The following is a 21775-nucleotide window of genomic DNA, read 5'->3' as shown; positions in this document are numbered from 1 at the left end:
GTCGCCGATCGCTCGCGCAACCGGGGACGGTGGTCTACCGTCGAGCCATCAAGTGGGTCATCTGACCCACTTTGCGACGCGAGGAGTCCGACCATCACGCGTATACCCGTCGACGAACGACGCAACCGCCTGGTGGCCGCTGCGTTCCGCGTCGTCGCGCAGAGCGGGGTGGAGGCGGCCACGACCCGCAAGATCTGTGCCGCGGCGGGCGTCTCGCTGGCGAGCTTCCACTACGTCTTCGACTCGCGGGATGCGTTGCTCGAGGCCTTGGTGGTGTCGGGACTGTCGAGCGAGGACACCGCGGTCCACGCGGTGTTGCGCGCCCCGACGCCGGACGGCGCCGACGCCGGGGGCGTCGAGGACGTGCTGCGTGGCGGTCTGCTCGGGTACCTCGACAGCGTGGTGGCCGACCCCGCGCGCGAACAGGCTCTGCTGGCGCTCGCGCACTACGCGCGGCGCACACCCGGACTCGACTCGTTCGCTGCGCAGATGTACACGCGCTACTACGATCTCGCCGCGCAGGCGCTCACTGCCGCGGCCGAGGTGACCGGCGTCCGGTGGCGGACCCCGCCGCGGACCCTGGCCCCACTCGTGGTGGCCTCGACCGACGGGCTGACCCTGGCCTACCTCACCACCGGCGACCTCGAGGTCGCGCGTCAGATCGTCGACGCCTGCGTCGCGATGCTCCTCACCCACATCGAGCCGACGTGACCGCGGCACCGGCGGTGGCGTCGCGGGTGAGCACCCGGTGGATCGCCCTGTTCGCCCTCGCCTGGCTGGGCATCTGGATGGCACAGCTGACGCCGTTCCAGCTGAGCCTGCCGAGCCAGATCAACGACCATCTCGGCATCGGCGACACCGTCAGCGACACCAACTGGCGGCACAGCGTCACGACATTCGGCGTGGTGTCGGGGATCTCGGCCGTCTTCGCGCTCGTCGCGTTCCCCCTCACCGGGTCGTTGTCGGACCGGACGACCGGCCGCTTCGGTCGGCGACGGCCCTGGATTCTCGGCGGCGTCGTGGTGTTCGCGATCGCCCTGGTCGTGCTGGGCACCCGGACCGGGCTGGTCGGCATCACCGTGTGGTGGTGCGTGGCGATCACCGGCTTCAGCGCCGCGTCGGCCGCGCTCACCGCACTGATCGGCGATCGGGTGCCCGTCGCACAACGCGGTGTGGTGTCGAGTTGGGTGTCGGCCCCCCAGGCCATCGGGGTGATCCTGGGCATCGGCCTGATCGCCGCCCTCGGTTTGTCCACCGGATCCGGCTATCTCGTGGTCGCCGGGCTGCTCGTCGTCTGCGTCGTCCCGTTCGTGATGTCCGTCGACGACCCGCCGCACACCTCCCGTGAACACAGAAAGCTCACCGTCGCCGCGGTGGTCGGCGAACTGTGGATCTCGCCGCGGGCGCATCCCGACTTCGGGTGGACACTCGGTGGGCGGGTGCTGGTGAACCTCGGCAACGCACTCGGCACCTCACTTCTCCTCTACTACCTCCAGTTCGGGCTGCGTGTAGCGGACGCGGAGGCAGATCTGCTGCTGCTCACCGGGATCTACATGGTCTTCGTGATCACCGCGGCGATCGGATCGGGGCTGGCCAGCGATCGACTCGGTCGACGCAAACCGTTCGTGCTGGCCGCAGGCGCACTGCAGGGCGTGGCCGCGCTCGTCATCGCGGTGGCCGCGTCCGTGCCGACCACGATGGTCGCCGCTGCGCTCCTCGGCGCCGGCTTCGGCAGCTTCCTCGGCGTCGATCAGGCCCTCGCCACCCAGGTACTCCCCGACCCGGAACACACCGGAAAGGATCTCGGCATCATGAACATCGCCATGGCCGTCCCGCAGGCCCTCGGACCCCTGCTCGGCGCGGCCACCGTCGCCGTCTCGGGCGGATTCACCGCCCTGTTCACCGTCTCCGCCGTCCTCGGCATCGCCGGTGGACTGTCGGTGCTGCGCGTGCGGTCGGTCCGATGAGCTGGGCGTCGATCGACCGCGCCACCGCCGACCTCGACGGCCCGGTCGTCGTGCTCGATCGGAATGCACTCGAGGCCAACATCGCCGACATGCGCCGCCGCGCCGCGGGGGTCCCGATCCGGGTGGCGTCCAAGTCGATCCGGGTGCGGTCGGTGATCGACGACATCCTCGGGCGCGACGGGTTCGCAGGCGTGTTGGCCTACGACATCGACGAGGCGATCTGGCTCGCCACCGAGTCCGGTGTCACCGATGTGCTGATGGGCTACCCCACCGCCCGCCGCGCCTCGATCGCGGCGCTGGCCGCCGACGACGTCGCCGCTGCACGGGTGACCCTGCTCATCGACTCCGTCGACCACCTCGACCTGATCGACGCGGCCGCCCCGGCGGGACGGCGCAACCCCGTGCGCGTCGCCATCGACCTCGACGCGTCGTTGCGCGCACCCGTGCTCGGTCACATCGGGGTGCTGCGCTCGCCCGTCCACACCGCCTCCGAGGCGACCACCCTGGCCCGGGCGGTCATGGACCGGCCGGGAGTCGACCTCGTCGGCGTGATGTCGTACGAGGCGCAGGTGGCCGGGGTCGGTGACGCGATCAGCGGCAGCTGGCGCAGCGGTGCTCCGCTGCGCAACAGGCTCATTCGCGCGATGCAGGCGGCGTCGATGGCCGAGCTGCGTCGCCGACGCGGCGCCGCGGTCGCCGCGATCCGTCAGATCACCGACCTCGAGTTCGTCAACGGCGGCGGCACCGGCTCACTCGAGGCCACCGCCGCCGACGACTCGGTCACCGACATCGCCGCGGGCAGCGGGTTCTTCGGTGGGCACCTGTTCGACAACTACTCGAGGTTCCATCCGTCCCCGGCCCTGGCGTTCGGCCTGCAGGTGGTCCGCCGACCGACCCCCGGCGTGGTGACGTGCCACGGCGGCGGGTGGATCGCATCGGGCCCGCCGGCGCCCGACCGGCTGCCGCGGCCGGTGTGGCCCGAGGGCCTGGCCTACGAACCCCGTGAGGCAGCCGGCGAGGTCCAGACACCGCTTCGCGGTGCGGCAGCGGATCATCTCGGCATCGGCGACCGGGTCTGGTTCCGGCACACCAAATCCGGCGAGACGAGCGAGCATGCAGCCGAGATCGTCATCGTCGACGACGGCACCGTCGTCGACTCCGTACCGACCTACCGAGGTGAGGGAAAGTGTTTTCTGTGAGCAGCGATCGCCGCACCGGTGGGAGCGGCCGGTGGCAGAACTGGGGTCGGACCCAGTCCGTCGTCCCACGGGAGGTCGTCGCGGTCGCAGACGCCGACGACGTGGTCGCCGCGGTCCGGCGGGCGCGGTCGGAGGCGGGCACGGTCAAGGCGGTGGGATCGGGACACAGCTTCACCGGCATCGCGGTGGCGCCGGGCATCCAGATCGACACCACCGCCATGACCGGTCTCGTGCACGCCGATCCGGCGAACCGGCGGGTGACCGTCCGCGCCGGCACCCGGTTACACGAGATGCCCGCGATCCTCGAGCCGCTGGGGCTCGCGATGCCCAATCTCGGCGACATCGACCGCCAGAGCATCTCCGGCGCCACCTCCACCGGAACCCACGGGACCGGGCGGAATTTCGGCGGTCTGGCGACGCAGATCGTCGGGTTGCGGATGGTGACGGGGACCGGCGAGATGCTCACGGTCACCGATGCCGACCGGGCGACCCTGGAGGCCACCGCCCTGGGGCTCGGTGCGCTGGGCATCCTCACCGAGATCACTCTGGCGTGCGTCCCCGCGTTCGCGATCGAGGCCACCGAACGCGCGATGTCGGTGGACGACGCGATCGCCGGGTTCCTCGACGCGGTCGCGACCCACGACCACCACGAGTTCTACTGGTTCCCGCACACCGACGTCGCCCTGAGCAAGACCAACCGCAGGCTGCCCGCCGACACCCCGGTCACCGGCCCGGGGCGGCTGCGCCGGGTGGTCGACGACGAGATCCTCAGCAACGGGATCTTCGGTGTGATGTGCGCGGCGGGAGCCCGATTCCCGTCGGTCACAGCACCGTTGGCGCGTGTCGCCGGCGCGGCGTTGTCGTCACGGCAGATGGTCGAGGCGTCGCACGAGGCGTTCGTCTCCGCACGGCGCGTGCGGTTCCGGGAGATGGAGTACGCGATACCGCTCGCCGAGGTCCCCGAGGCGATCGGCGAGATCCGCAGGCTGATCGCCGACCGCGGGCATCGGGTGTCGTTTCCCATCGAGGTGCGTGCCGCCGCGGCCGACGAGCTGATGCTCTCGACGGCGTCGGGGCAGACCACCGGCTACATCGCCGTGCACCGCTATCACGGCGACCGACCCGACAGCTACTTCACCGACATCGAGGAGATCCTGTTCCGGCGGGGTGGCCGGCCGCACTGGGCCAAGATGCACACCCGGACCGCTGACGACCTCCGTCACGTGTACCCGCGTTTCGACGAGTTCCGCGCGCTGCGTGACGTTCTCGATCCCGACCGCGTGTTCGCGAACGACTACCTCACGACCGTGCTCGGTCGGTGACCACCGCGGAGTTCACCGCGCCGTGGCCGCCTGTTCGCCGAGGGCCCCTACTGTGCCGGGAATGCGTCTGCGACACCTGTCCGTCCTGCTCGTCGCGCTCGGCTGCGTGCTGTCGTCGATGATGACCGTTCCCACCGCGTCCGCGGCACCCGGGTTCGGCTCGTCGGGCGTGAACCCGACTGTCCGCGTCGCGACGTTCAACGCCAGCCTGAACCGGCCGAGTGCCGGGGCGCTGCTCACCGACCTCCGCTCGGGAGTCGACCCGCAGGCGCGGACCATCGCGCAGATCGTCCAGATCAATCGTCCGGACATACTGCTGCTCAACGAGTTCGACTACTACCCCGACCTGGCTGCGGCGACGCTGTTCGCCCAGAACTACCTGGCGCGGTCGCAGCGTGGGGCCGCACCGATCGACTACCCGTACATGTTCACCGCCCCGGTCAACACCGGCGTGCCGACCGGGCGGGACCTCAACGGCGACGGGAAGTCCGACGGGCCGGACGACGCCTACGGGTTCGGCGCCTTCCCCGGTCAGTACGGGATGCTCGTGCTGTCGAAGTACCCCATCGACACCGCACACGCGCGGACGTTCCAGAAGTTCCTCTGGAAGGATCAGCCCGGCAACCTCATCCCTCGCGACTACTACGGCGGAGCCGCCGACATCCTGCGCTTGTCGAGCAAGTCGCACTGGGACCTGCCGATCACCATCGGGCGTCGCACCGTGCACCTGCTCGCGTCGCACCCGACGCCGCCGAGTTTCGACGGCCCGGAGGACCGGAACGGTCGGCGCAACCACGACGAGATCCGGATGTCGGCCGATTACATCGCGGGCGGACCGCGTGCCGACTACATCTACGACGACTCCGGGCACCGCGGCGGACTCGCGCCGGGGTCGTCGTTCGTGATGGTCGGTGACCAGAACAGCGACCCGAACGACGGAGGCCCGCCCGGCCCCGGTGTGGGTGCGATCAACCAGGTGCTGCGACTGGCACGGGTGCACGACACGCGACCGACGTCGCGCGGGGCGGTGGCCGACAGCGCGGGCGAGACCGGTCACACTACGCCACCCGCCCTGCGCACGGCCGATTTCTCCGACCCCGAACCGGGAAACCTCCGAGTCGATTACGTGTTGCCGTCACGCGATCTACCGGTGTCGCGCGCGCAGGTCTTCTGGCCGGGGCCGGGCGAGCCCGGACGAGAACTGATGCCGCCGTCCGTCAGCAGCGATCACCGACTGGTCTGGGTGGACCTTCGCCCCTGACGTGTGTCGGTCCGTCGTTCCTCGTGTTGGGCCGTTGTGCGCCGCTGTTGGGCCTACGTCACCGATCGACGAATGCCGCGATGAACGCACGGGGCTCATCCACAGTGATGTCGATGACGTCCACCGGGGTGCCGCGTACCTCGACATCGACGAGATGGAGTCGGACCGTCGTGTCACCATGCCCGAGCACTGCCGACCGTCCGTCCGCATCGACCTTCAGTCCCGACAAACCAGTCCTGGCGGTGCGGGACGGTCTCACCGACTCGACGCACTCGATCGGTAGCGTGATTCCCCCGAAGACACTGTTACGCAACAGCACCTTGTCACCACGGATCTCGTGTGGCATCGTTCGGAACGACGCGAGGATGCCGAGAACCCAGCACAGCGCGTACACGTGGACTGCGGCCGCGAGGATCGGCCAGAGGGTCGAATCCGTCAGCAGGCCGAGCAGGAAATCAATCACGACACCCTCGACCACAGCGATCGCGAGCACTGCGATCAACAGCACGCGGAGCTGCGCCCCGTAGCCGAATCGGTGGACGCCGTCAGGCCTCGGGCTCCGACGCCATCGAGCGAGGGAACTCCACACCCGTCCCTCGACCGCGAGGTACCTCACCTGCCGGCGTGCACCGCGCGTCGCCGACCGGTGAGCACGAAGTACCCGATGGTCACGCCGGCGAACCACACCGCGCCGACCACGAGAGCGATCCGACCGGACTCGCTGAAGAACAGCAACACGATCACCATCGCGAAGAAGGCCAGGGCGATCGCGGTGGTGATCGGCGCCCCCGGGAGGCGGTAGTCCGACGCAGGCAACGCGCCTGCGGCCACACGCCTGCGATAGATGAAGTGGCTGACCAGGATCGAACTCCACACGAAGATGATGCCGACGGTGGACACCGAGGTGATGTAGGCGAACGCGTGCGCCGGGTCGATGATGTTGACGATCACGCCGAGCACCATGACGCCTGCCGACAGCACGATCCCGGCAACCGGCACGTGGCGCGACGACAGCGTCGTCAGTTTCTTCGGGGCATCACCGCGTTGGGAGAGGCTGCGCAGCATCCGCCCGGTGGAGTAGATGCCGGAGTTGCACGACGACAGGGCCGCGGTCAACAGGATGAAGTTGACGATGCCGGCGGCGCCCGGGATGCCGATGTAGGCGAACACCTCGACGAACGGGCTGTTGCCCTCGGAGTAGTTGCGCCATCCGCGCACCGACAGGATGACGATCAGCGCGCCGACGTAGAACAGGCCGATACGGAACGGCAGGGTGTTGATGGCCTTGCGCAGGGTGACCTTGGGATCGGCGGCCTCGCCGGCGGTCACGCCCACCAGTTCGACACCGACGTAGGCGAACACCACGATCTGCAGGCTGAGCAACGCCGAGTTGAAGCCGGTCGCGAAGAAGCCACCGTCGCCGTAGAGGTTGGTCAGCGACGGTCCGGCGTCGGGTCCGATGCCGGCGATGGGCAACAGCACCAGGGTGCCGATCAGGATCATGCCGATGATGGCGACCACCTTGATCATGGAGAACCAGAACTCCGCCTCACCGAACACCTTGACCGAGATCAGGTTCGCGGTGAACAGCACCAGCAGCACCACCAGCGCGGTGACCCAGACCGGGATCGACGGGAACCAGTAGTTGATGTACTTGCCCGCAACGGTGATCTCGGCCATGCAGGTGGTCGTCCACACCGCCCAGTAGGTCCATCCGTTGGTGAACCCGAGGTACTTGCCGAGGAACTCATCGGCGTACTCCGAGATCGACCCCGCGACGGGTCGGTAGATCAACAGCTCACCCAGCGCGCGCATCACGACGAAGATCGCGAGACCGGCGACCAGATACGCCAGGATCAGCGCCGGGCCGGCCTGCTCGATCGCGCCGCCCGCGCCGTAGAACAGTCCGGTGCCGATCGCACCGCCGATGGCGATCATCTGCACGGTGCGGGCGGACAACCCGCGTTGGTATCCGTCCTCGACAACGTCGGTGGTCTCAGAAGTCATTGCGCGAGACTAACGCCGTGGTGACTCGGGTCACCCCGCGGGTCGTATGCCGGTGTAAACACCCTCCGGTCGGAACCGCAGACGCGGCTCGCGGTACTCCTCGATCGCGTGCGCGACCCACCCGGCGATGCGCGCGACCGCGAAGATCGTCTCGGCCGCATCGTCGACCATGCGGTAGCGCAGGGCGAACGCGGCCAACGCGAGGTCGGAGTTGACGAAACCACGGTCGAGCCCGTTCACACCTGCTCGCGCGGCGTCGAGAGCGGTGAGGATGCCGCGTCGTCCACCGTCGGCGATCAACCCGTCGATCAGCGCCTCGGCCCGCGGGTCGCGGTGCCGATAGATGACGTGACCGCACCCGGGGAGCCTCTGCTCGTCCAGTAGGTGTGCCGCCACCGCGTGGTCGGGACCCTCCGGGTCGGCGAGCACCGCGGTGAGGAACTCCTGGGCGACGGTGGTGGCGCCGCCGTGCAGGGGGCCGTCGAACGCACCCAGTCCGGCCGAGATGACCGCGTAGACACTGCCCCGCGCGCTCGCCGCGACCCGCGCGGCGATGGTCCCTGCAGCCAGGTCGTGGTCGGCCAGGAGCACCAGTGCGGCGTTGAGGAGTCTCACCCGCTGTGGCGTCGGCGCCATCGGGGACAGACGAGACCACAAACGGTCCGCGAGGTCGTGGCCGCGCGGGGGATGACCGATCACCGGCAGGGCTTCGACGATGGCGTCGATGACGCACATCGCCTTCTCTGCGACGGCATCGCTGGCGACGTCTCCGCGGTGGGTGTCCGCGGCGCCGAGGAGATCGATCATCACGCGGATGGCGTCGACGCGACGACCGGCAATGGGCGGCAGCGGCGGGAGGACCCCACGCATGGACCCGCGGTGATCGGTCCCTGCCGTTGTCCCCCAAAGCATCTCGACGACATCGATGAAGTCCGAGTTCCATGCCAGTTCGGTCGCGTCGCGTCCGCGGTAGTAGAGGCGGTCGTTCTCGATCAGCGTGATCTCGGTCTGGATACGCTCGACGATCCCGGCAGGCGGGCGACGCGCGGTACGCGCCCGAAACGCCTCGACCTCACCGACGGCGAACAGGCTGCCGCGGACGCCGGCAATGCGAACACTGTCGAGCTGTCCCCGACTCACGTAGGCGTACACCGATTGCGTCTTGACTCCCAGAACCCGTGCCACCTGTGCGGTGGTCAGGAAGTCCCGTCCGTCGTGCCGCAGGGCCTTCGGCCACCGATGCGGGTTCGGCGATGTTGATCCGATCAACATTGACTCCTCTCACGTCACCGTCGAATGTAGGCCGAAAGTCAACGCATGACAGAGAATCGAGGAAGCGATGTCCGTCATCGAGGCCGACCCAGGATTGTCGAATGTGTCGGTGGCACACACCGAGATCGGCGACGTTCGCGGCGACGAGGGCTTCTACCAGTACCGGCAGTACTCGGCGACCGATCTCGCGCGTCATCGCACATTCGAGGAGGTGTGGTTCCTCTTCGTACACGGCCGACTCCCCGACGCGGTCGAGCTGGCGGAGTTCACCGCTCTAATCCGGTCGCTACGAGCCGTCGACGACGAGCTGATGACGATGATCCGGGTGGTGGCGACGACCGGCAGAGATCATCGATCGCTCATCGACCTGCGGACCGTCCTGTCATCCCTCGGCCAACTCGAGGGCATGGCGCCGTTGTGGGACAGCGACGAGTCGACACGGTCACGGCATGCGCTGCGCGTCAGCGCGGTCACCCCCACGATTCTCGCTGCGCTGCATCGACTCTCGACCGGCGCCGAGCCCATGCCCGCGCGCGATGACCTCGACACGGCGGCGCACTGGCTGTACTCGATCACCGGTGAGGTGCCCGCGCCCGCGCACGCTCGGGCGGTCGAGCAATATCTGATCGCGACAATCGATCACGGATTCAACGCGTCGACCTTCACCGCCCGGGTGATCGCGTCGAGCGGCGCCGATCTGGTGTCGACGATCTGCGGTGCGATCGGCGCGTTCTCGGGCCCGTTGCACGGCGGCGCGCCGGATCGGGCGCTGGATGCACTCGACGAGATCGTCGCCGCGGGCGGTACCGGGGCAGCCGGCGAGTGGGCGCGCGAGCAACTGTCCTCGGGCCGACGCATCATGGGATTCGGGCATGCGGTCTATCGGACGGTCGATCCGCGCTCGGAGTTGTTGCGAGAGATCGCGATCGAACTCGGTGGCGGTCTGGTGGATCTCGCCGTCGACGTCGAACGCGAGGTCGTGGGCGTCCTCCAGCAGGCCCACCCCGATCGGCCGCTGTATGCGAACGTCGAGTTCTACGCCGGTGTGGTGATGGATCGATGCGGGATTCCGAGAACCATGTTCACCCCGACGTTCACCGTGAGCCGCGTCGTCGGATGGTGCAGCAACGTCCTGGAACAGGCGCAGAGTCGGCGGATCATCCGGCCGCGGGCGACATACGTGGGACCGGAGGTCGCAGAGCTGGTGAGTTGAGAGAGGAAGTGCCTCTTTCCACTTTCAAGATATAGCGCACACAGGGGCTTGCCGCAAGACCCGTATCTCGTTGCATACTCGCTGGCCCGAGCCAGAATCCGAGAGAGACGAGAGCTGCTGACGTGCCCCCGCACACCTTCGATGCATTCGACCTGCCCGAGCGGCTCACCGCCAAGGCCGACCCGTCGTTGATCGCCGCCGACCAACGCCACTTCGCGGCGATCTCGGCGAGCCTCGACGAGGCGATCGCCGAGCTGTCCGACCGTCTCGACGCCGAGCGCAGGTCGCCGGGCGGTCTCGGACAGGCGGCGATGGACCGCGACATGGAGATCCACCGGCTCACCACCCGGCTGCGAACGCTGCGCCGCTACGGGATCGATCTGTGCCTCGGTCACATGGTCGCCGTCGACAGCCCCGATCCGGTGTACATCGGCCGGCTCGGCCTGTCCGACCGCGACGGCCGTCCGCTCCTGCTCGATTGGCGCTCGCCCGCGGCGGAGCCGTTCTTCGGTGCCACCCACGGCAACCCGATGGGGTTGGAACGACGGCGCCGCTACCGCTGGACCCTCGGCCGGATCAGCGACTTCTGGGACGAGGTCTTCGCGCATGATGGGCGGGAGAGCGCCGCGGCTCTCGACGACCAGTCCGCGTTCATCGCGAGCCTCAGCAGCAACCGGACGCCGCAGATGCGCGACGTCCTCGGCACCATCGCCGCCGATCAGGACGCGATCATACGAGCGGGGTCGCGCGGAGCGCTCGTCGTCGACGGCGGACCGGGTACCGGCAAGACCGTCGTCGCCCTGCACCGGACCGCGTATCTGCTCTACTCCGATCCGCGCCTCGGTCACCACCGGGGCGGCGTGCTGTTCGTGGGACCCCACGAGCCCTATCTGGCCTACGTCGGCGACGTTCTCCCCAGTCTCGGTGAGGACAGTGTGCAGACCACGACGCTGCGGCGTCTGGTCGCCGAGGGCTCAGGCGCGTCGATCGAGACCGATCCCGCGGTGGCCCGACTGAAGTCGACGATCGTCATGGTCGACGCCATCGAGGCCGCCGTCGCGTTCTACGAGGAGCCACCCGCGAAGGGCATGACCGTGGAGACCGACTGGGCCGACGTCTGGCTGAGTGCCGCCGACTGGGCCGCCGCGTTCGACGCACCCGACGCCGGCACGCCGCACAACGAGGCACGCGAGATGATCTGGGACGAACTCGTCGAGATCCTCCTCGACGGGGTGGACGGGGTTCCGGTCGGCGAGTTCCGGGACTCGTTGCGACAGAACCGAGATCTGGCGGGTGTACTCAATCGCGCGTGGCCGTTGCTCGAGGCGACGGATGTGGTGGGCGATCTCTTCTCGGTGCCGGCCTACCTCCGCCGGTGCGCACCCTCGTTGCGTCCCGCGGACATCACGGCACTGCAGCGATCCGACGCACACGCGTGGACGGTGTCCGATCTCCCCCTGCTCGACGCCGCGCGCCGCCGGCTCGGCGACCCGGAGACATCCCGACGGGCGAGCATGCGACTCCGGGCAGTCGCCACTGAGCGCGCACGCCGGTCCACCGTGATCGACGACCTCATCGCCGCCGACGACGGCAACAACGACGGCGACGGCGAGAGCACCGGCCTGGTGACGATGCTGCGCGGTGGCCATCTGCACGACGTCCTGGTCGACGAGGCTGCCCGACCCACGACCGCGCCGGACCAGTTGGCCGGCCCCTTCGCACACGTCGTCATCGACGAAGCCCAGGAGCTGACCGACGCCGAGTGGCAGATGGTGCTCAGCCGCTGTCCTTCTCGGAGTTTCACGATCGTCGGCGACCGCGCCCAGGCCCGACACGGGTTCACCGAGAGCTGGGTCGAGCGTCTGCACCGGATCGGCGTCGGCACCGTCGACGTGGCCACGCTGGGCATCAACTACCGCACACCCGAGGAGGTGATGGCCGAGGCCGAACCGGTCATCCGGTCGGTGTTGCCCGACGCCAACGTACCGACATCGATACGCCGCAGCGGGATTCCCGTCGAGTACCGAGACCCATCGGAACTGCAGTCGGTCATCGACGAATGGCTCGCCGCCAACGGTGACGGAATCGCCTGCGTCATCGGCAATCCGACGTTCCCTGCGTCACCACGAGTCCGGTCGTTGTCCCCTGAGCTGTCGAAGGGACTGGAGTTCGATCTGGTGGTGCTGGTCGACCCGGAGTCGTTCGGTTCGGGCATCGAGGGCGCGGTGGATCGCTACGTCGCCATGACGCGCGCGACCCAGAGACTCGTCGTGCTCACGCACCGCACACCCTGAAAAAGTCTGAGATACAGGGGAACCGAACCTGTCAGGGGTGCGTCTTATGTTCGAACCACATCAGGGCGAACAGCGGGGGTGAGTATGGGCGCGGGGTTGCTCGATCTGGATGCGGCGATCGCCGACGATGTCACGCGCCCGGCGGACGAGGTCATCGAGCTCATCGCCCACTGCGCGGCCACCGTTGCCGCTGCGCAGTACCGGATGATGCACCTGATCAATCGGCTCCACGACCTGCGCACCGACGACTGGGTCGAGGACATGGCCGAGCGGTTCGCCGACGATCCCGCAACGCAGTTGACGCCCAACGGCACCGAGCAGACGATCGCCGAGGTCGGCGCGGTCACGAATGTGCCGGTCGGGACGGCGCGCGCGACGGTGCAGACGGCGTTGCGGATGCATTCCAGGATGCCGCTCACCGGTCAGGTGCTGGGGACCGGTCGGATCAGCGTGAGCGACCTGCGCCTCATCCTCGATCGCACCGCAGGACTGTTCGACGACGCGCAGTGCGACCAGCTCGACCGTCGCCTGGCCGCCGAGCTGTCGGCACGACCCCCGATGTCGCGAGCGCGGCTGCGGGCTCTCGTGGATTTTCTGATCAGCCAGATCGACCCGGAGGCATTGCGCCGGCGCCGCGAGCGTGCCGAGCAGGACCGGTCGATGGACATCACGCCGGATCGGTTCAATCCCGGGATGTCGCGGGTGTCCGGTTCGCTGGCCGCCGCCGACGCCGCGGTCGTCAACGCCCGACTGACCGACATGGCACGGTCGGTGTGCAGCGCCGACCCACGGACCATGAGCCAGCGACGCGCCGACGCTCAGGTTGTTCTCGCGGCAACCGGATTGGGCCCGGACGCCACCCTCCCGTGCCGCTGTCCCCGGTGCGTCGAGCTCGTCGAGGAGCCGGAAGCAGCCGCCACACCCGCTGCGCGCGAGGCGCCGGCGTCGCCGGTGAATGTGCACGTCGTGGTGAACCTGTCGACGCTTGTGGGTCTCGACCAGCAACCGGGCTACCTCGACGGGCACGGCGTGCTCGACGCCGACGCCATCCGTCGGCTGCTGGCCGCGGCGAAGATCAGCATGCTCAACCCTGCCGATCCCACGGTCGGCGAGCATCGCTACCGACCGGGGTCGTCGCTCGACACCCTCTGCCGCGCCCGCAGCCTGTGCTGCGATTTCCCGGGGTGCACCACGCCGGCGTGGCGGGGCGACCTCGACCACACCAACCGTTTCGACCGGCGCCACCCCAGAGCCGGTGGCGCGACCGTCGGCGAGAACCTCAAACCCCTGTGTCGGTTCCACCATCGGCTCAAGACCTTCACCAGGTGGCGCGACTTCCAGGGCGAGCTCGGCGAGATCGTGTTCGAGTCGCCGACCGGGCACTGCTTCCTCGGCAACGCGTTCAACGGCGCAGACCTGTTCCCGTCACTACGACCACCACCGCGAACCGCACGCCCACCCACTGCTGCAGACGAGCGTCGAACCAGACGCATCCTCGCCGAGCGCGAGGCATACCGGGCGTGGACAGATCAGCCGCCACCCTTCTGACGCAGTTCGGTCAGACGGTGTTGCGCGAACCTGTCATACCGCCTCGCGTCGAACAGCCTTGACTCCGCAGCACCAACCCACCCGACACGAACGGAGTCGTCGGCCTGCTCGAACTCGGCTCCGACGGCTGGAAAGTAGGTGTCATTGTCGTTCCCTACATCTGGTGTCTCGATCCACACGACGTCGCCGTTCTCGACCACGGGAAACCGTCGAATCTTCCGTCGATGGTTCCTGACGAACGATTCGGAGTGGTGCAGCATCGAACTCCTGTTGTGTCCGACTCCGAGCAGCAAGATCTTGCCGTTGCGACGGACGATCTCATCGAATGGCGAGTCCGCGCCCAGCGCGTACGCCAACGGTTGTCGCGCACAGATGGCGGCGGCCTCAGCACCGACGGCCGCAACCGACGCCTGCGGGTGCGAACTACGTTTCCGGCCGGGCCATGCCAGAACCGCACTCGGGATGGCGCCCATACGCGTCGGAGTGTCCGGCGTGAAAGGGGTGTCGATCTCACCGCTGAACGTCGGCACCACAAAGGTCCCCGTCGTATCCACCACATCCGCTATTGCGCCGACCACGGCTGCGGCGCCGCCGACGACCCGTCCGATGCTCGACAGCGAGGAGTGGCACAGCACGATGTCGCCGGCACTCAATCCGAGCAACGAGAGCGCCCGCACGATGTCGGTGCGCGTCAGACTCGCGATCACGATCGCAGCGTAGCGTCGACTCGTGACGCCCGTGCCCGACCTCGACACCCTCGACGCCGCGATCTGCGAATGCCGGGCATGTCCCCGGCTGGTCGAGTGGCGCGAGCGGGTGGCGCGGGAGAAGCGCCGGGCTTTCGCCGACGAGACCTACTGGGGGCGTCCCGTTCCAGGCATCGGTCCCGCCGATGCGTCACTGCTCATCATCGGCCTGGCACCGGCTGCGCACGGCGCCAACCGCACCGGGCGGATGTTCACCGGCGACCGCAGCGGGGACGTCCTGTTCGCGGCGATGCACGCGGTCGGACTCGCCAATCAGCCCACGTCGGTATCCGCCGACGACGGGCTCGAGCTGCGCGGCACGCGCATCACCGCGCCCGTGCACTGCGCTCCCCCGGCCAACAAGCCGACCCCAGCCGAACGCGACGAGTGCTCGCACTGGCTACAACGCGAACTCACCCTGCTGACGCCCACGGTCAAGGCGGTCATGTCGCTCGGCGGGTTCGGGTGGCAGGCCGCACTGAACGCCCTGGAGACGCACGGTCGCGAGATCCCCCGGCCGCGACCGAAGTTCGGTCACGGCGTGCACGTCGACCTCCCCATGAGCGACCACAGCGACATCGACGCACCGCCGATCCGGCTCTTCGGCTGCTATCACGTGAGCCAGCAGAACACCTTCACCGGCCGATTGACCCCCGCGATGCTGGAAGCGGTACTGACCGAAGCGTCCGACTTCGCCGGGTTGTGACAGTCCACAAACTTGTTTCGGTAACAATAGACAGATGCCGTCCGACAGCCCCGGGTTCGACCCGATCGCCAAGGCGCGCGACAACTGGGAGGCCGCCGGCTGGGGCGACGTGGCCGACGGGATGGTCGCCGTCACCTCTGTGATGCGCGCCCACCAGATCCTGCTCGCCCGTGTCGAGTCGGCGTTGCGCCCGTTCGACCTGAGCTTCTCCCGCTTCGAGCTCCTCCGACTGCTGGCCTTCAGCCGCACCGGATCGCTGCCGATCACCAAGGCCAGCGTTCGCCTGCAGGTCCACGTCACGAGCGTCACCCACGCGATCCGACGCCTGGAGTCGGCCGGCCTCGTCACGCGGGTCCCCCACCCGACCGACGGCCGGACCACGCTCGTCGAGATCACCTCGATCGGCCGCTCCACCGTCCAAGAGGCGACCGTCACCCTCAACCGGGCTGTGTTCGCCGACATCGGCGTGCCACCAGAACAGGCCCGGTCCCTCGTCGAGACGATCGAGACACTGCGCCGCAGCGCGGGCGACTTCTGACCGCTGCCGCCGCTCCTAGCGCAGCGTCTCGATGATCGCGCTGAAGTCCTTGGCCCCGTTGTCGGCGGCGAAGGCCCGATACAGCTCGGCCGCATGCGAGCCCAGAGGCGCGGTGGCGCCGGTGGATTCGACCGCGGCCATGGCCAGCCCGAGGTCCTTGTTCATCAGCGCGGTGGCGAAACCCGGGGTGAAGTCGTTGTTCGCGGGCGAGGTCGGGAGCGGTCCGGGGACCGGGCAGTTGGTACTGACCGCCCAGCAGTTCCCGGTCGCACCGGTGATGACGTCGAACAGCGACTGCGCCGACAGACCCAGCTTCTCGGCGAGGACGAACGCCTCGCCGATCGCGATCTGCTGCACGGCGAGCACCATGTTGTTGCAGACCTTCGCCGCCTGCCCACTCCCCGGCCCACCGCAGTGGATGACCTTGCCCGCCATGGGTTCCAGCGCGGGCTGCACCGCGGCGAACGCGGCGTCGACACCGCCGACCATGAACGCCAGGGTTCCCGCGGTCGCACCCTTGACGCCGCCGGATACGGGCGCGTCGACCTGCGCGAACCCGAACTTCGCGGCCAGGGCGTTCATGTCCCGCGCGTCGTCGACCGAGATGGTGGAGCTGTCGATGAACACCGCCCCGTCCTGGGCGACCGGGAGGATCTCCGCGTAGGCCGAGCGGACCAGCGCCCCGCTGGGCAGCATGGTGATCACGACCTCGGCGCGCTCGACGGCCTGGATCGCCGTCTCGGCGACGAGCACTCCGGTCGCAGCGGCAGCGTCTGCGGCGGCGGGGACCGGGTCGTATCCGGCGACGGTGTGGCCGGCGGCGACCAGGTTGGCCGCCATGGGGCCGCCCATGTTGCCCAGTCCGAGGAACCCGATGGTTGTCATCTCACGCCTTTCGCCAGCGCGCGGCCCACGACCACACGCATGATCTCGTTGGTGCCCTCCAGGATCCGGTTCACCCGCAGGTCGCGCACGATCTTCTCCAGCCCGTAGTCGTGGAGGTAGCCGTACCCACCGTGCAGCTGAAGGGCCTGGTCGGCGATCGAGTGGCAGTGGTCGGTGACGAACCGTTTCGCCATCGCACACAATGTCACCTTGTCCGGGTCGTCGGCGTCGAGGGCGGCAGCGGCCCGCAACAGCAGACCGCGAGAAGCCTCCAGGTCGGTCGCCATGTCGGCGAGCGCGAACCGGATGGTGGGCTCGTCGATCAGCTTGCCGCCGAACGCCTCCCGCTCGTCGAGATACTTCAGCGAACGATCGAGCGCTTCCTGCGCACCACCCAGCGAACACGCCGCGATGTTCAGGCGACCACCGTTGAGTCCGTTCATCGCGATCCGGAACCCGGTGCCCACCGCATCGGGTCCGCCCACGAGGTTCGCGGCGGGCACACGTACGCCGTCGAAGATCACCTGGGCGGTGGGCTGCGCGTGCCAACCCATCTTCTTCTCCTGCGCACCGAACGACAGCCCTGGTGTCCCGTTCTCGACGATGAAGGTCGAGATACCGCCGGCACCATCGGAACCCGTCCGCGCCATGACGATGTACACGTCCGATGTGCCCGCGCCGGAGATGAACTGTTTCACCCCGGTGAGAACGTAGTCGTCGCCGTCGGCGACCGCCTTGGTGCTCAGCGCCGCCGCATCCGATCCGGCCGCCGGCTCGGTCAGGCAGTAACTGGCGATCAGTTCCATCGATGCCATCCGCGGAACCCACTGCGCACGTTGCTCATCGGTGCCGTAGCAGTCGACCATCCAGGTCGCCATGTTGTGGATCGACAGGAACGCCGCCGTCGTCGGATCGGCCGCGGCCAGGGCGGTGAAGATCCGTACACCGTCGACCCGACTGAGTCCGCTGCCACCGAACTGCTCATCGCAGTAGATGGCCCCCATGCCGAGCTCGGCCGCCTCTCGCAGCTCGTCGACCGGGAAGTGCTTGCTCTCATCCCATTCCAGGGCGAACGGCGCTATCCGTTTGGCCGCGAACGCAGCCGCGGTGTCCACGATGACGCGCTCGTCGTCGGTCAACCGCTCATCGAGAATCGTCATTCGTCGCCCGTCACTGCATGGTGGGGATGGAGAACTCGGCGCCGTCCTTGATCCCCGACGGCCAGCGCGTCGTGATCGTCTTGACCTTGGTGTAGAACTGGATCGCCGCGGGCCCGTGCTGGTTGAGGTCGCCGAATCCGGACCGCTTCCAGCCGCCGAAGGTGTGGTACGCCACCGGAACCGGGATCGGGACGTTGACCCCGACCATGCCCACCTGGACGCGGGCGCAGAAGTCGCGGGCCGCGTCACCGTCCTGGGTGAAGATCGCGACACCGTTGCCGTACTGGTGATCCGATGCCAACGCGAGCGCCTCCTCGTAGTCGGCGGCGCGGACCATGCACAGCACGGGCCCGAAGATCTCGTCGGTGTAGATCGACATGTCCCGGGTGACGTGATCGAACAGTGTGGGCCCGATGAAATAGCCACCCTCGAGCGTGGCATCGCCGAAGGTGAGGTCGTCACTCGCGCGGTCGCGACCGTCGATGACCAGTTCGGCACCGGACTCGACGCCCTGATCGATGTAGTCGCGCACCCGTTCCAGCGCCGCCGCACTCACCAGCGGGCCGTAATCGGCCTTCGGGTCGAGACTGTGCCCGACCCGCAGGGCGTTGACCCGGTCGATCAGCCGGTCGCGCAGTCGGGCAGCGGTCTGCTCCCCCACCGGGACCGCGACGCTGATGGCCATGCAGCGCTCACCCGCGCTGCCGTAACCGGCGCCGATCAACGCGTCGACGGCCTGGTCGAGATCGGCGTCGGGAAGGATGATCATGTGGTTCTTCGCGCCGCCGAAGCACTGCGAACGCTTGCCGTGCGCGGCGGCGGTGGCGTAGATGTACTGCGCGATGTCCGACGATCCGACGAAGCCCAGCGCCTGCACGTCCGGGTGCTCGAGGAGCGCGTCGACGGCGACCTTGTCGCCCTGGACCACCTGGAACACCCCGGCGGGCAGCCCGGCTTCGAGGAACAGCTCGGCCAGTCGCAGCGGAACCGACGGATCGCGCTCACTGGGCTTGAGGATGAAGGCGTTGCCACACGCGAGCGCCGGTCCCGCCTTCCACAGCGGGATCATCGCCGGGAAGTTGAACGGGGTGATGCCGGCGACCACGCCCAGCGGCTGGCGCACCGAGTGCACGTCGATACCGGTGCCCGCGCCCTCGGTGAACTCGCCCTTCAACAGGTGCGGGATCCCGATGGCGAACTCGATGACCTCGACACCACGCTGGATGTCGCCACGCGCGTCGGCGACGGTCTTGCCGTGCTCGATCGAGAGCAGCTCGGCCAGCTCGTCGGCGTTCTGGTTCACCAGATCGACGAAACGCATCATCACCCGCGCACGTCGCTGCGGGTTCCACGCGCCCCAGATCTGCTGCGCCGCGACCGACGACGCGACCACCTCGTTCACCTCGTCCACCGACGCCAACGGCACCGTGGCCTGCACCTCACCGGTGCTCGGGTTCATCACGTCGGCGCTGCGGCCGGACGTCCCGGGACGGCGCACGCCGTCGACGAAGTGCGGAATCTCTGTGGTCATTGCTGTACCCCAAACTCGACGATTAGTGGTGGCCGTCACGCTATAGTTGCATATCCTAGCTTCTGCACACACCGATGACCACCACGAAGAGGATCCGATGACCGGCGAAGACACGGCGACCGCACAGTTCCGAGCCGCACGGGACCTGTTGCTGACCCATTCCGACGACTACGACGCCGCCGTCGCGCAGTTCACGTGGCCCGATCTCGACGAGTGGAACTGGGCTCGGGACTGGTTCGACGTGGTGGCGGCCGACAACAACAGCCCGGCGCTGTGGATCGTCGAGGAGGACGGCGGCGAGACGCAGGTCAGCTACGCCGAGATGAGTGCGCGGTCCGATCAGGTCGCCGGGTGGTTGCGGGACACCGGCATCGCGCCCGGAGATCGCATCCTGCTGATGCTGGCCAACCAGGTGGAGCTGTGGGAGGTGATGCTCGCGGCGATGAAGCTGGGGGCGGTGGTCATCCCGGCGACCACCCTGCTGGCCGAGGCCGACATCGCCGATCGCATCGAGCGTGGCGGCGTCTCCCACGTGATCGCGCGCAGCGAGTTGGCCGCCTCGTTCGACGCGGTCGGTGCCTCGCACACCCGGATCGCCGTCGGCGGGCCGGTGTCGGGGTGGATCGACTACGCCGATTCCCTCCGGGCTGATGCCGATTTCGTCGCCTCACACACCACACGCGCCGACGACACCCTGCTGCTGTACTTCACCTCCGGCACCACCTCGAAGCCGAAGCTGGTCGAACACACACACGCGTCGTACCCGGTGGGCCATCTGTCGACCATGTACTGGATCGGCCTGCGCCCCGGCGACATCCACCTCAACGTCTCGTCGCCGGGGTGGGCCAAGCACGCGTGGTCGAACGTGTTCGCTCCGTGGAATGCGCAGGCGTGCGTGTTCATCTACAACTACACCCGGTTCGACGCCGCGGCGCTGATGGCGCAGATGCAGCGGTGCGGCGTGACGAGCTTCTGCGCCCCGCCGACCGTGTGGCGCATGCTCATCCAGAGCGATCTGGGGTCGCTGACCACCCCGCCGCGGGTGGCGGTCGGCGCAGGCGAACCGTTGAACCCCGAGGTGATCGAACGCGTGCGGGCGCAGTGGGGTGTGACCATCCGGGACGGCTTCGGCCAGACCGAGACCACCGTGCAGATCGCGAACTCACCCGGCCAGCCACTGAAATCCGGCTCGATGGGACGACCGTGTCCGGGCTATGTCATCGAACTGGTCGACCCGGCCACCGGCGAGGCGGGCGTCGCCGAGGGTGAGATCTGCATCGACCTCGCGCACCGCCCCCTGGGCCTGATGACCGGCTATCACGGGGACGCCGAGAAGACCGCCGCGGCGATGGCGGGCGGCTACTACCACTCCGGCGACGTGGGCAGCCGCGACGAGGAGGGATACATCACCTACGTCGGCCGTACCGACGACGTGTTCAAGTCCAGCGACTACCGGATCAGCCCGTTCGAGCTGGAATCGGTTCTGCTGGAACACGATGCGGTGGTCGAGGCCGCGGTGGTCCCGGCCCCGGACGCGCTGCGCCTGTCGGTCCCGAAGGCCTACATCGTGCTGGCGCCCGGCTGGGAGGCGTCACCGGAGACCGCACGCGCGATCTTCGACCACAGCCGCACACACCTCGCCGGATACAAGCGCGTGCGCCGGATCGCGTTCGCGGAATTACCGAAGACCATCAGCGGCAAGATCCGGCGGGTGGAACTGCGCAACGCGCCGGCCGACGATGTCGAGTTCCGCGAGGAGGATCTGACGCAGCGCGCGTGAGACGTGTCTAGACGCTCTTGCGTCGGAACTGCTGCTGGTGCGACTTGTTGCCGCGGGACCCGGCGGCCTTCGAACCGGCGTCGAGGTGCTCCTCGCTCAGATGATTCGCTTTCTTCTTGCGCTCCAGGGCCTCTCGGAACGCCTTGCGTTGATCGGACTCGGTGGCGTCGGGTTCGGGAGACATGCGCTCATCGTAGGCCTTCTCGTGACCGTGTCATCCCATTTTTCCTGGCGCACATCGCACCCGCGGTTACTCTGGTGTGATGGCCGACACCCTCACCCTCGACGGACTGATCGCGGCCCTGCCCGCCGACACCGTCGTCACCGACCCGGACATCATCGCGGG

Annotated in this window: 19 protein-coding genes; 11 read left to right on the top strand and 8 right to left on the bottom strand. The window is 68.4% G+C overall.

Annotated features, from left to right (window positions below):
• Positions 1–132: 132 nt before the first annotated feature.
• From JHC79_RS03075 to JHC79_RS03055, 5 genes are all read left to right on the top strand, one after another.
• Positions 133–711 (top strand): TetR/AcrR family transcriptional regulator, encoded by a 579-nt coding sequence (locus JHC79_RS03075; RefSeq protein WP_296388399.1) that lies wholly within the window; start codon positions 133–135, stop codon positions 709–711.
• Complete coding sequence (locus JHC79_RS03070; protein WP_296388398.1) at positions 708–1967, top strand: MFS transporter; 1260 nt, start codon at positions 708–710, stop codon at positions 1965–1967. Before JHC79_RS03075 ends, JHC79_RS03070 begins: the two co-directional genes overlap by 4 nt.
• Complete coding sequence (locus tag JHC79_RS03065) at positions 1964–3166, top strand: alanine racemase (RefSeq protein WP_296388397.1); 1203 nt, start codon at positions 1964–1966, stop codon at positions 3164–3166. The genes JHC79_RS03070 and JHC79_RS03065 overlap by 4 nt, the downstream gene beginning before the upstream one ends.
• A complete protein-coding gene (locus tag JHC79_RS03060; RefSeq protein ID WP_296388396.1) occupies positions 3163–4488 on the top strand; it encodes a D-arabinono-1,4-lactone oxidase in 1326 nt (441 codons plus the stop codon). The genes JHC79_RS03065 and JHC79_RS03060 overlap by 4 nt, the downstream gene beginning before the upstream one ends.
• Before the next feature lie 61 nt (positions 4489–4549).
• On the top strand, positions 4550–5749 hold the full coding sequence (locus JHC79_RS03055) for an endonuclease/exonuclease/phosphatase family protein (RefSeq protein WP_296388395.1): 1200 nt from the start codon (positions 4550–4552) through the stop codon (positions 5747–5749).
• A 58-nt stretch (positions 5750–5807) separates the two neighbouring features.
• On the opposite strand, the gene JHC79_RS03050 is transcribed toward JHC79_RS03055, so the two are convergent.
• From JHC79_RS03050 to JHC79_RS03040, 3 genes are read right to left on the bottom strand one after another with little or no spacing between them, the layout of a single operon-like run.
• The gene (locus JHC79_RS03050) at positions 5808–6365 is read right to left on the bottom strand and encodes a hypothetical protein (RefSeq protein ID WP_296388394.1); all 558 of its coding nucleotides are present in this window, start codon (positions 6363–6365) and stop codon (positions 5808–5810) included.
• On the bottom strand, positions 6362–7756 hold the full coding sequence (locus JHC79_RS03045; RefSeq protein WP_296388393.1) for an amino acid permease: 1395 nt from the start codon (positions 7754–7756) through the stop codon (positions 6362–6364). The genes JHC79_RS03050 and JHC79_RS03045 overlap by 4 nt, the downstream gene beginning before the upstream one ends.
• A gap of 30 nt (positions 7757–7786) precedes the next feature.
• The gene (locus JHC79_RS03040) at positions 7787–9028 is read right to left on the bottom strand and encodes a citrate synthase (protein WP_296388392.1); all 1242 of its coding nucleotides are present in this window, start codon (positions 9026–9028) and stop codon (positions 7787–7789) included.
• 67 nt (positions 9029–9095) lie between these two features.
• Between JHC79_RS03040 and JHC79_RS03035 the strand changes: the two genes are divergently transcribed.
• The 3 genes from JHC79_RS03035 (at position 9096) to JHC79_RS03025 (ending at position 14083) form a co-directional block, all read left to right on the top strand.
• Positions 9096–10241: a citrate/2-methylcitrate synthase gene (locus JHC79_RS03035; protein WP_296388391.1), complete on the top strand. Its 1146-nt coding sequence runs from the start codon at positions 9096–9098 to the stop codon at positions 10239–10241.
• Positions 10242–10363: 122 nt separating this feature from the next.
• Positions 10364–12535, top strand: a complete 2172-nt coding sequence (gene helR, locus JHC79_RS03030; RefSeq protein ID WP_296388390.1) for an RNA polymerase recycling motor ATPase HelR — start codon at positions 10364–10366, stop codon at positions 12533–12535.
• Between the two features lie 84 nt (positions 12536–12619).
• Positions 12620–14083 carry an HNH endonuclease signature motif containing protein gene (locus JHC79_RS03025; RefSeq protein ID WP_296388442.1) on the top strand — a complete coding sequence of 488 codons (1464 nt, stop codon included), beginning with the start codon at positions 12620–12622 and terminating at the stop codon, positions 14081–14083.
• Here JHC79_RS03025 and JHC79_RS03020 read toward each other — a convergent pair.
• Positions 14065–14790 carry an AAC(3) family N-acetyltransferase gene (locus JHC79_RS03020; protein ID WP_296388389.1) on the bottom strand — a complete coding sequence of 242 codons (726 nt, stop codon included), beginning with the start codon at positions 14788–14790 and terminating at the stop codon, positions 14065–14067. The genes JHC79_RS03025 and JHC79_RS03020 overlap by 19 nt on opposite strands.
• A gap of 22 nt (positions 14791–14812) precedes the next feature.
• On the opposite strand from JHC79_RS03020, the gene JHC79_RS03015 reads away from it, so the two are divergent.
• Together JHC79_RS03015 and JHC79_RS03010 are read left to right on the top strand one after the other, a co-directional pair.
• Positions 14813–15535: a uracil-DNA glycosylase gene (locus tag JHC79_RS03015; RefSeq protein WP_296388388.1), complete on the top strand. Its 723-nt coding sequence runs from the start codon at positions 14813–14815 to the stop codon at positions 15533–15535.
• A 34-nt stretch (positions 15536–15569) separates the two neighbouring features.
• A complete protein-coding gene (locus JHC79_RS03010; RefSeq protein ID WP_296388387.1) occupies positions 15570–16073 on the top strand; it encodes a MarR family transcriptional regulator in 504 nt (167 codons plus the stop codon).
• A gap of 15 nt (positions 16074–16088) precedes the next feature.
• On the opposite strand, the gene mmsB is transcribed toward JHC79_RS03010, so the two are convergent.
• The 3 genes from mmsB to JHC79_RS02995 are packed head-to-tail and all read right to left on the bottom strand — an operon-like array spanning position 16089 to position 19649.
• Positions 16089–16958, bottom strand: a complete 870-nt coding sequence (gene mmsB / locus JHC79_RS03005) for a 3-hydroxyisobutyrate dehydrogenase (RefSeq protein WP_296388386.1) — start codon at positions 16956–16958, stop codon at positions 16089–16091.
• Positions 16955–18118, bottom strand: coding sequence for an acyl-CoA dehydrogenase family protein (locus JHC79_RS03000; RefSeq protein ID WP_296388385.1), 1164 nt, complete (start codon positions 18116–18118; stop codon positions 16955–16957). The genes mmsB and JHC79_RS03000 overlap by 4 nt, the downstream gene beginning before the upstream one ends.
• 10 nt (positions 18119–18128) lie before the next feature.
• Complete coding sequence (locus JHC79_RS02995; protein WP_296388384.1) at positions 18129–19649, bottom strand: CoA-acylating methylmalonate-semialdehyde dehydrogenase; 1521 nt, start codon at positions 19647–19649, stop codon at positions 18129–18131.
• A 97-nt stretch (positions 19650–19746) separates the two neighbouring features.
• On the opposite strand from JHC79_RS02995, the gene JHC79_RS02990 reads away from it, so the two are divergent.
• On the top strand, positions 19747–21429 hold the full coding sequence (locus JHC79_RS02990) for an AMP-binding protein (RefSeq protein ID WP_296388383.1): 1683 nt from the start codon (positions 19747–19749) through the stop codon (positions 21427–21429).
• Positions 21430–21436: 7 nt separating this feature from the next.
• Here the strand turns inward: JHC79_RS02990 and JHC79_RS02985 are convergent, their stop codons facing one another.
• Positions 21437–21613 carry a DUF5302 domain-containing protein gene (locus tag JHC79_RS02985; protein ID WP_296388382.1) on the bottom strand — a complete coding sequence of 59 codons (177 nt, stop codon included), beginning with the start codon at positions 21611–21613 and terminating at the stop codon, positions 21437–21439.
• Positions 21614–21775 lie beyond the last annotated feature (162 nt).

This window comes from Williamsia sp., from assembly GCF_016462415.1.
GTDB lineage: Bacteria > Actinomycetota > Actinomycetes > Mycobacteriales > Mycobacteriaceae > Williamsia_A.
The sequence above is the reverse complement of the archived record's forward strand: the minus strand, read 5'-3'. Positions and strand labels throughout refer to the sequence as shown.

Excerpts from the sequence above, each read along its gene's own strand:
- JHC79_RS03065 (WP_296388397.1), top strand. The coding sequence starts at position 1,964 with ATGAGCTGGGCGTCGATCGACCGCGCCACCGCCGACCTCGACGGCCCG.
- JHC79_RS03055 (WP_296388395.1), top strand. The coding sequence starts at position 4,550 with ATGCGTCTGCGACACCTGTCCGTCCTGCTCGTCGCGCTCGGCTGCGTG.
- JHC79_RS03045 (WP_296388393.1), bottom strand. The coding sequence starts at position 7,756 with ATGACTTCTGAGACCACCGACGTTGTCGAGGACGGATACCAACGCGGG.
- JHC79_RS03040 (WP_296388392.1), bottom strand. The coding sequence starts at position 9,028 with ATGTTGATCGGATCAACATCGCCGAACCCGCATCGGTGGCCGAAGGCC.
- JHC79_RS03035 (WP_296388391.1), top strand. The coding sequence starts at position 9,096 with ATGTCCGTCATCGAGGCCGACCCAGGATTGTCGAATGTGTCGGTGGCA.
- JHC79_RS03025 (WP_296388442.1), top strand. The coding sequence starts at position 12,620 with ATGGGCGCGGGGTTGCTCGATCTGGATGCGGCGATCGCCGACGATGTC.
- JHC79_RS03010 (WP_296388387.1), top strand. The coding sequence starts at position 15,570 with ATGCCGTCCGACAGCCCCGGGTTCGACCCGATCGCCAAGGCGCGCGAC.
- mmsB (WP_296388386.1), bottom strand. The coding sequence starts at position 16,958 with ATGACAACCATCGGGTTCCTCGGACTGGGCAACATGGGCGGCCCCATG.
- JHC79_RS03000 (WP_296388385.1), bottom strand. The coding sequence starts at position 18,118 with ATGACGATTCTCGATGAGCGGTTGACCGACGACGAGCGCGTCATCGTG.
- JHC79_RS02995 (WP_296388384.1), bottom strand. The coding sequence starts at position 19,649 with ATGACCACAGAGATTCCGCACTTCGTCGACGGCGTGCGCCGTCCCGGG.
- JHC79_RS02990 (WP_296388383.1), top strand. The coding sequence starts at position 19,747 with ATGACCGGCGAAGACACGGCGACCGCACAGTTCCGAGCCGCACGGGAC.
- JHC79_RS02985 (WP_296388382.1), bottom strand. The coding sequence starts at position 21,613 with ATGTCTCCCGAACCCGACGCCACCGAGTCCGATCAACGCAAGGCGTTC.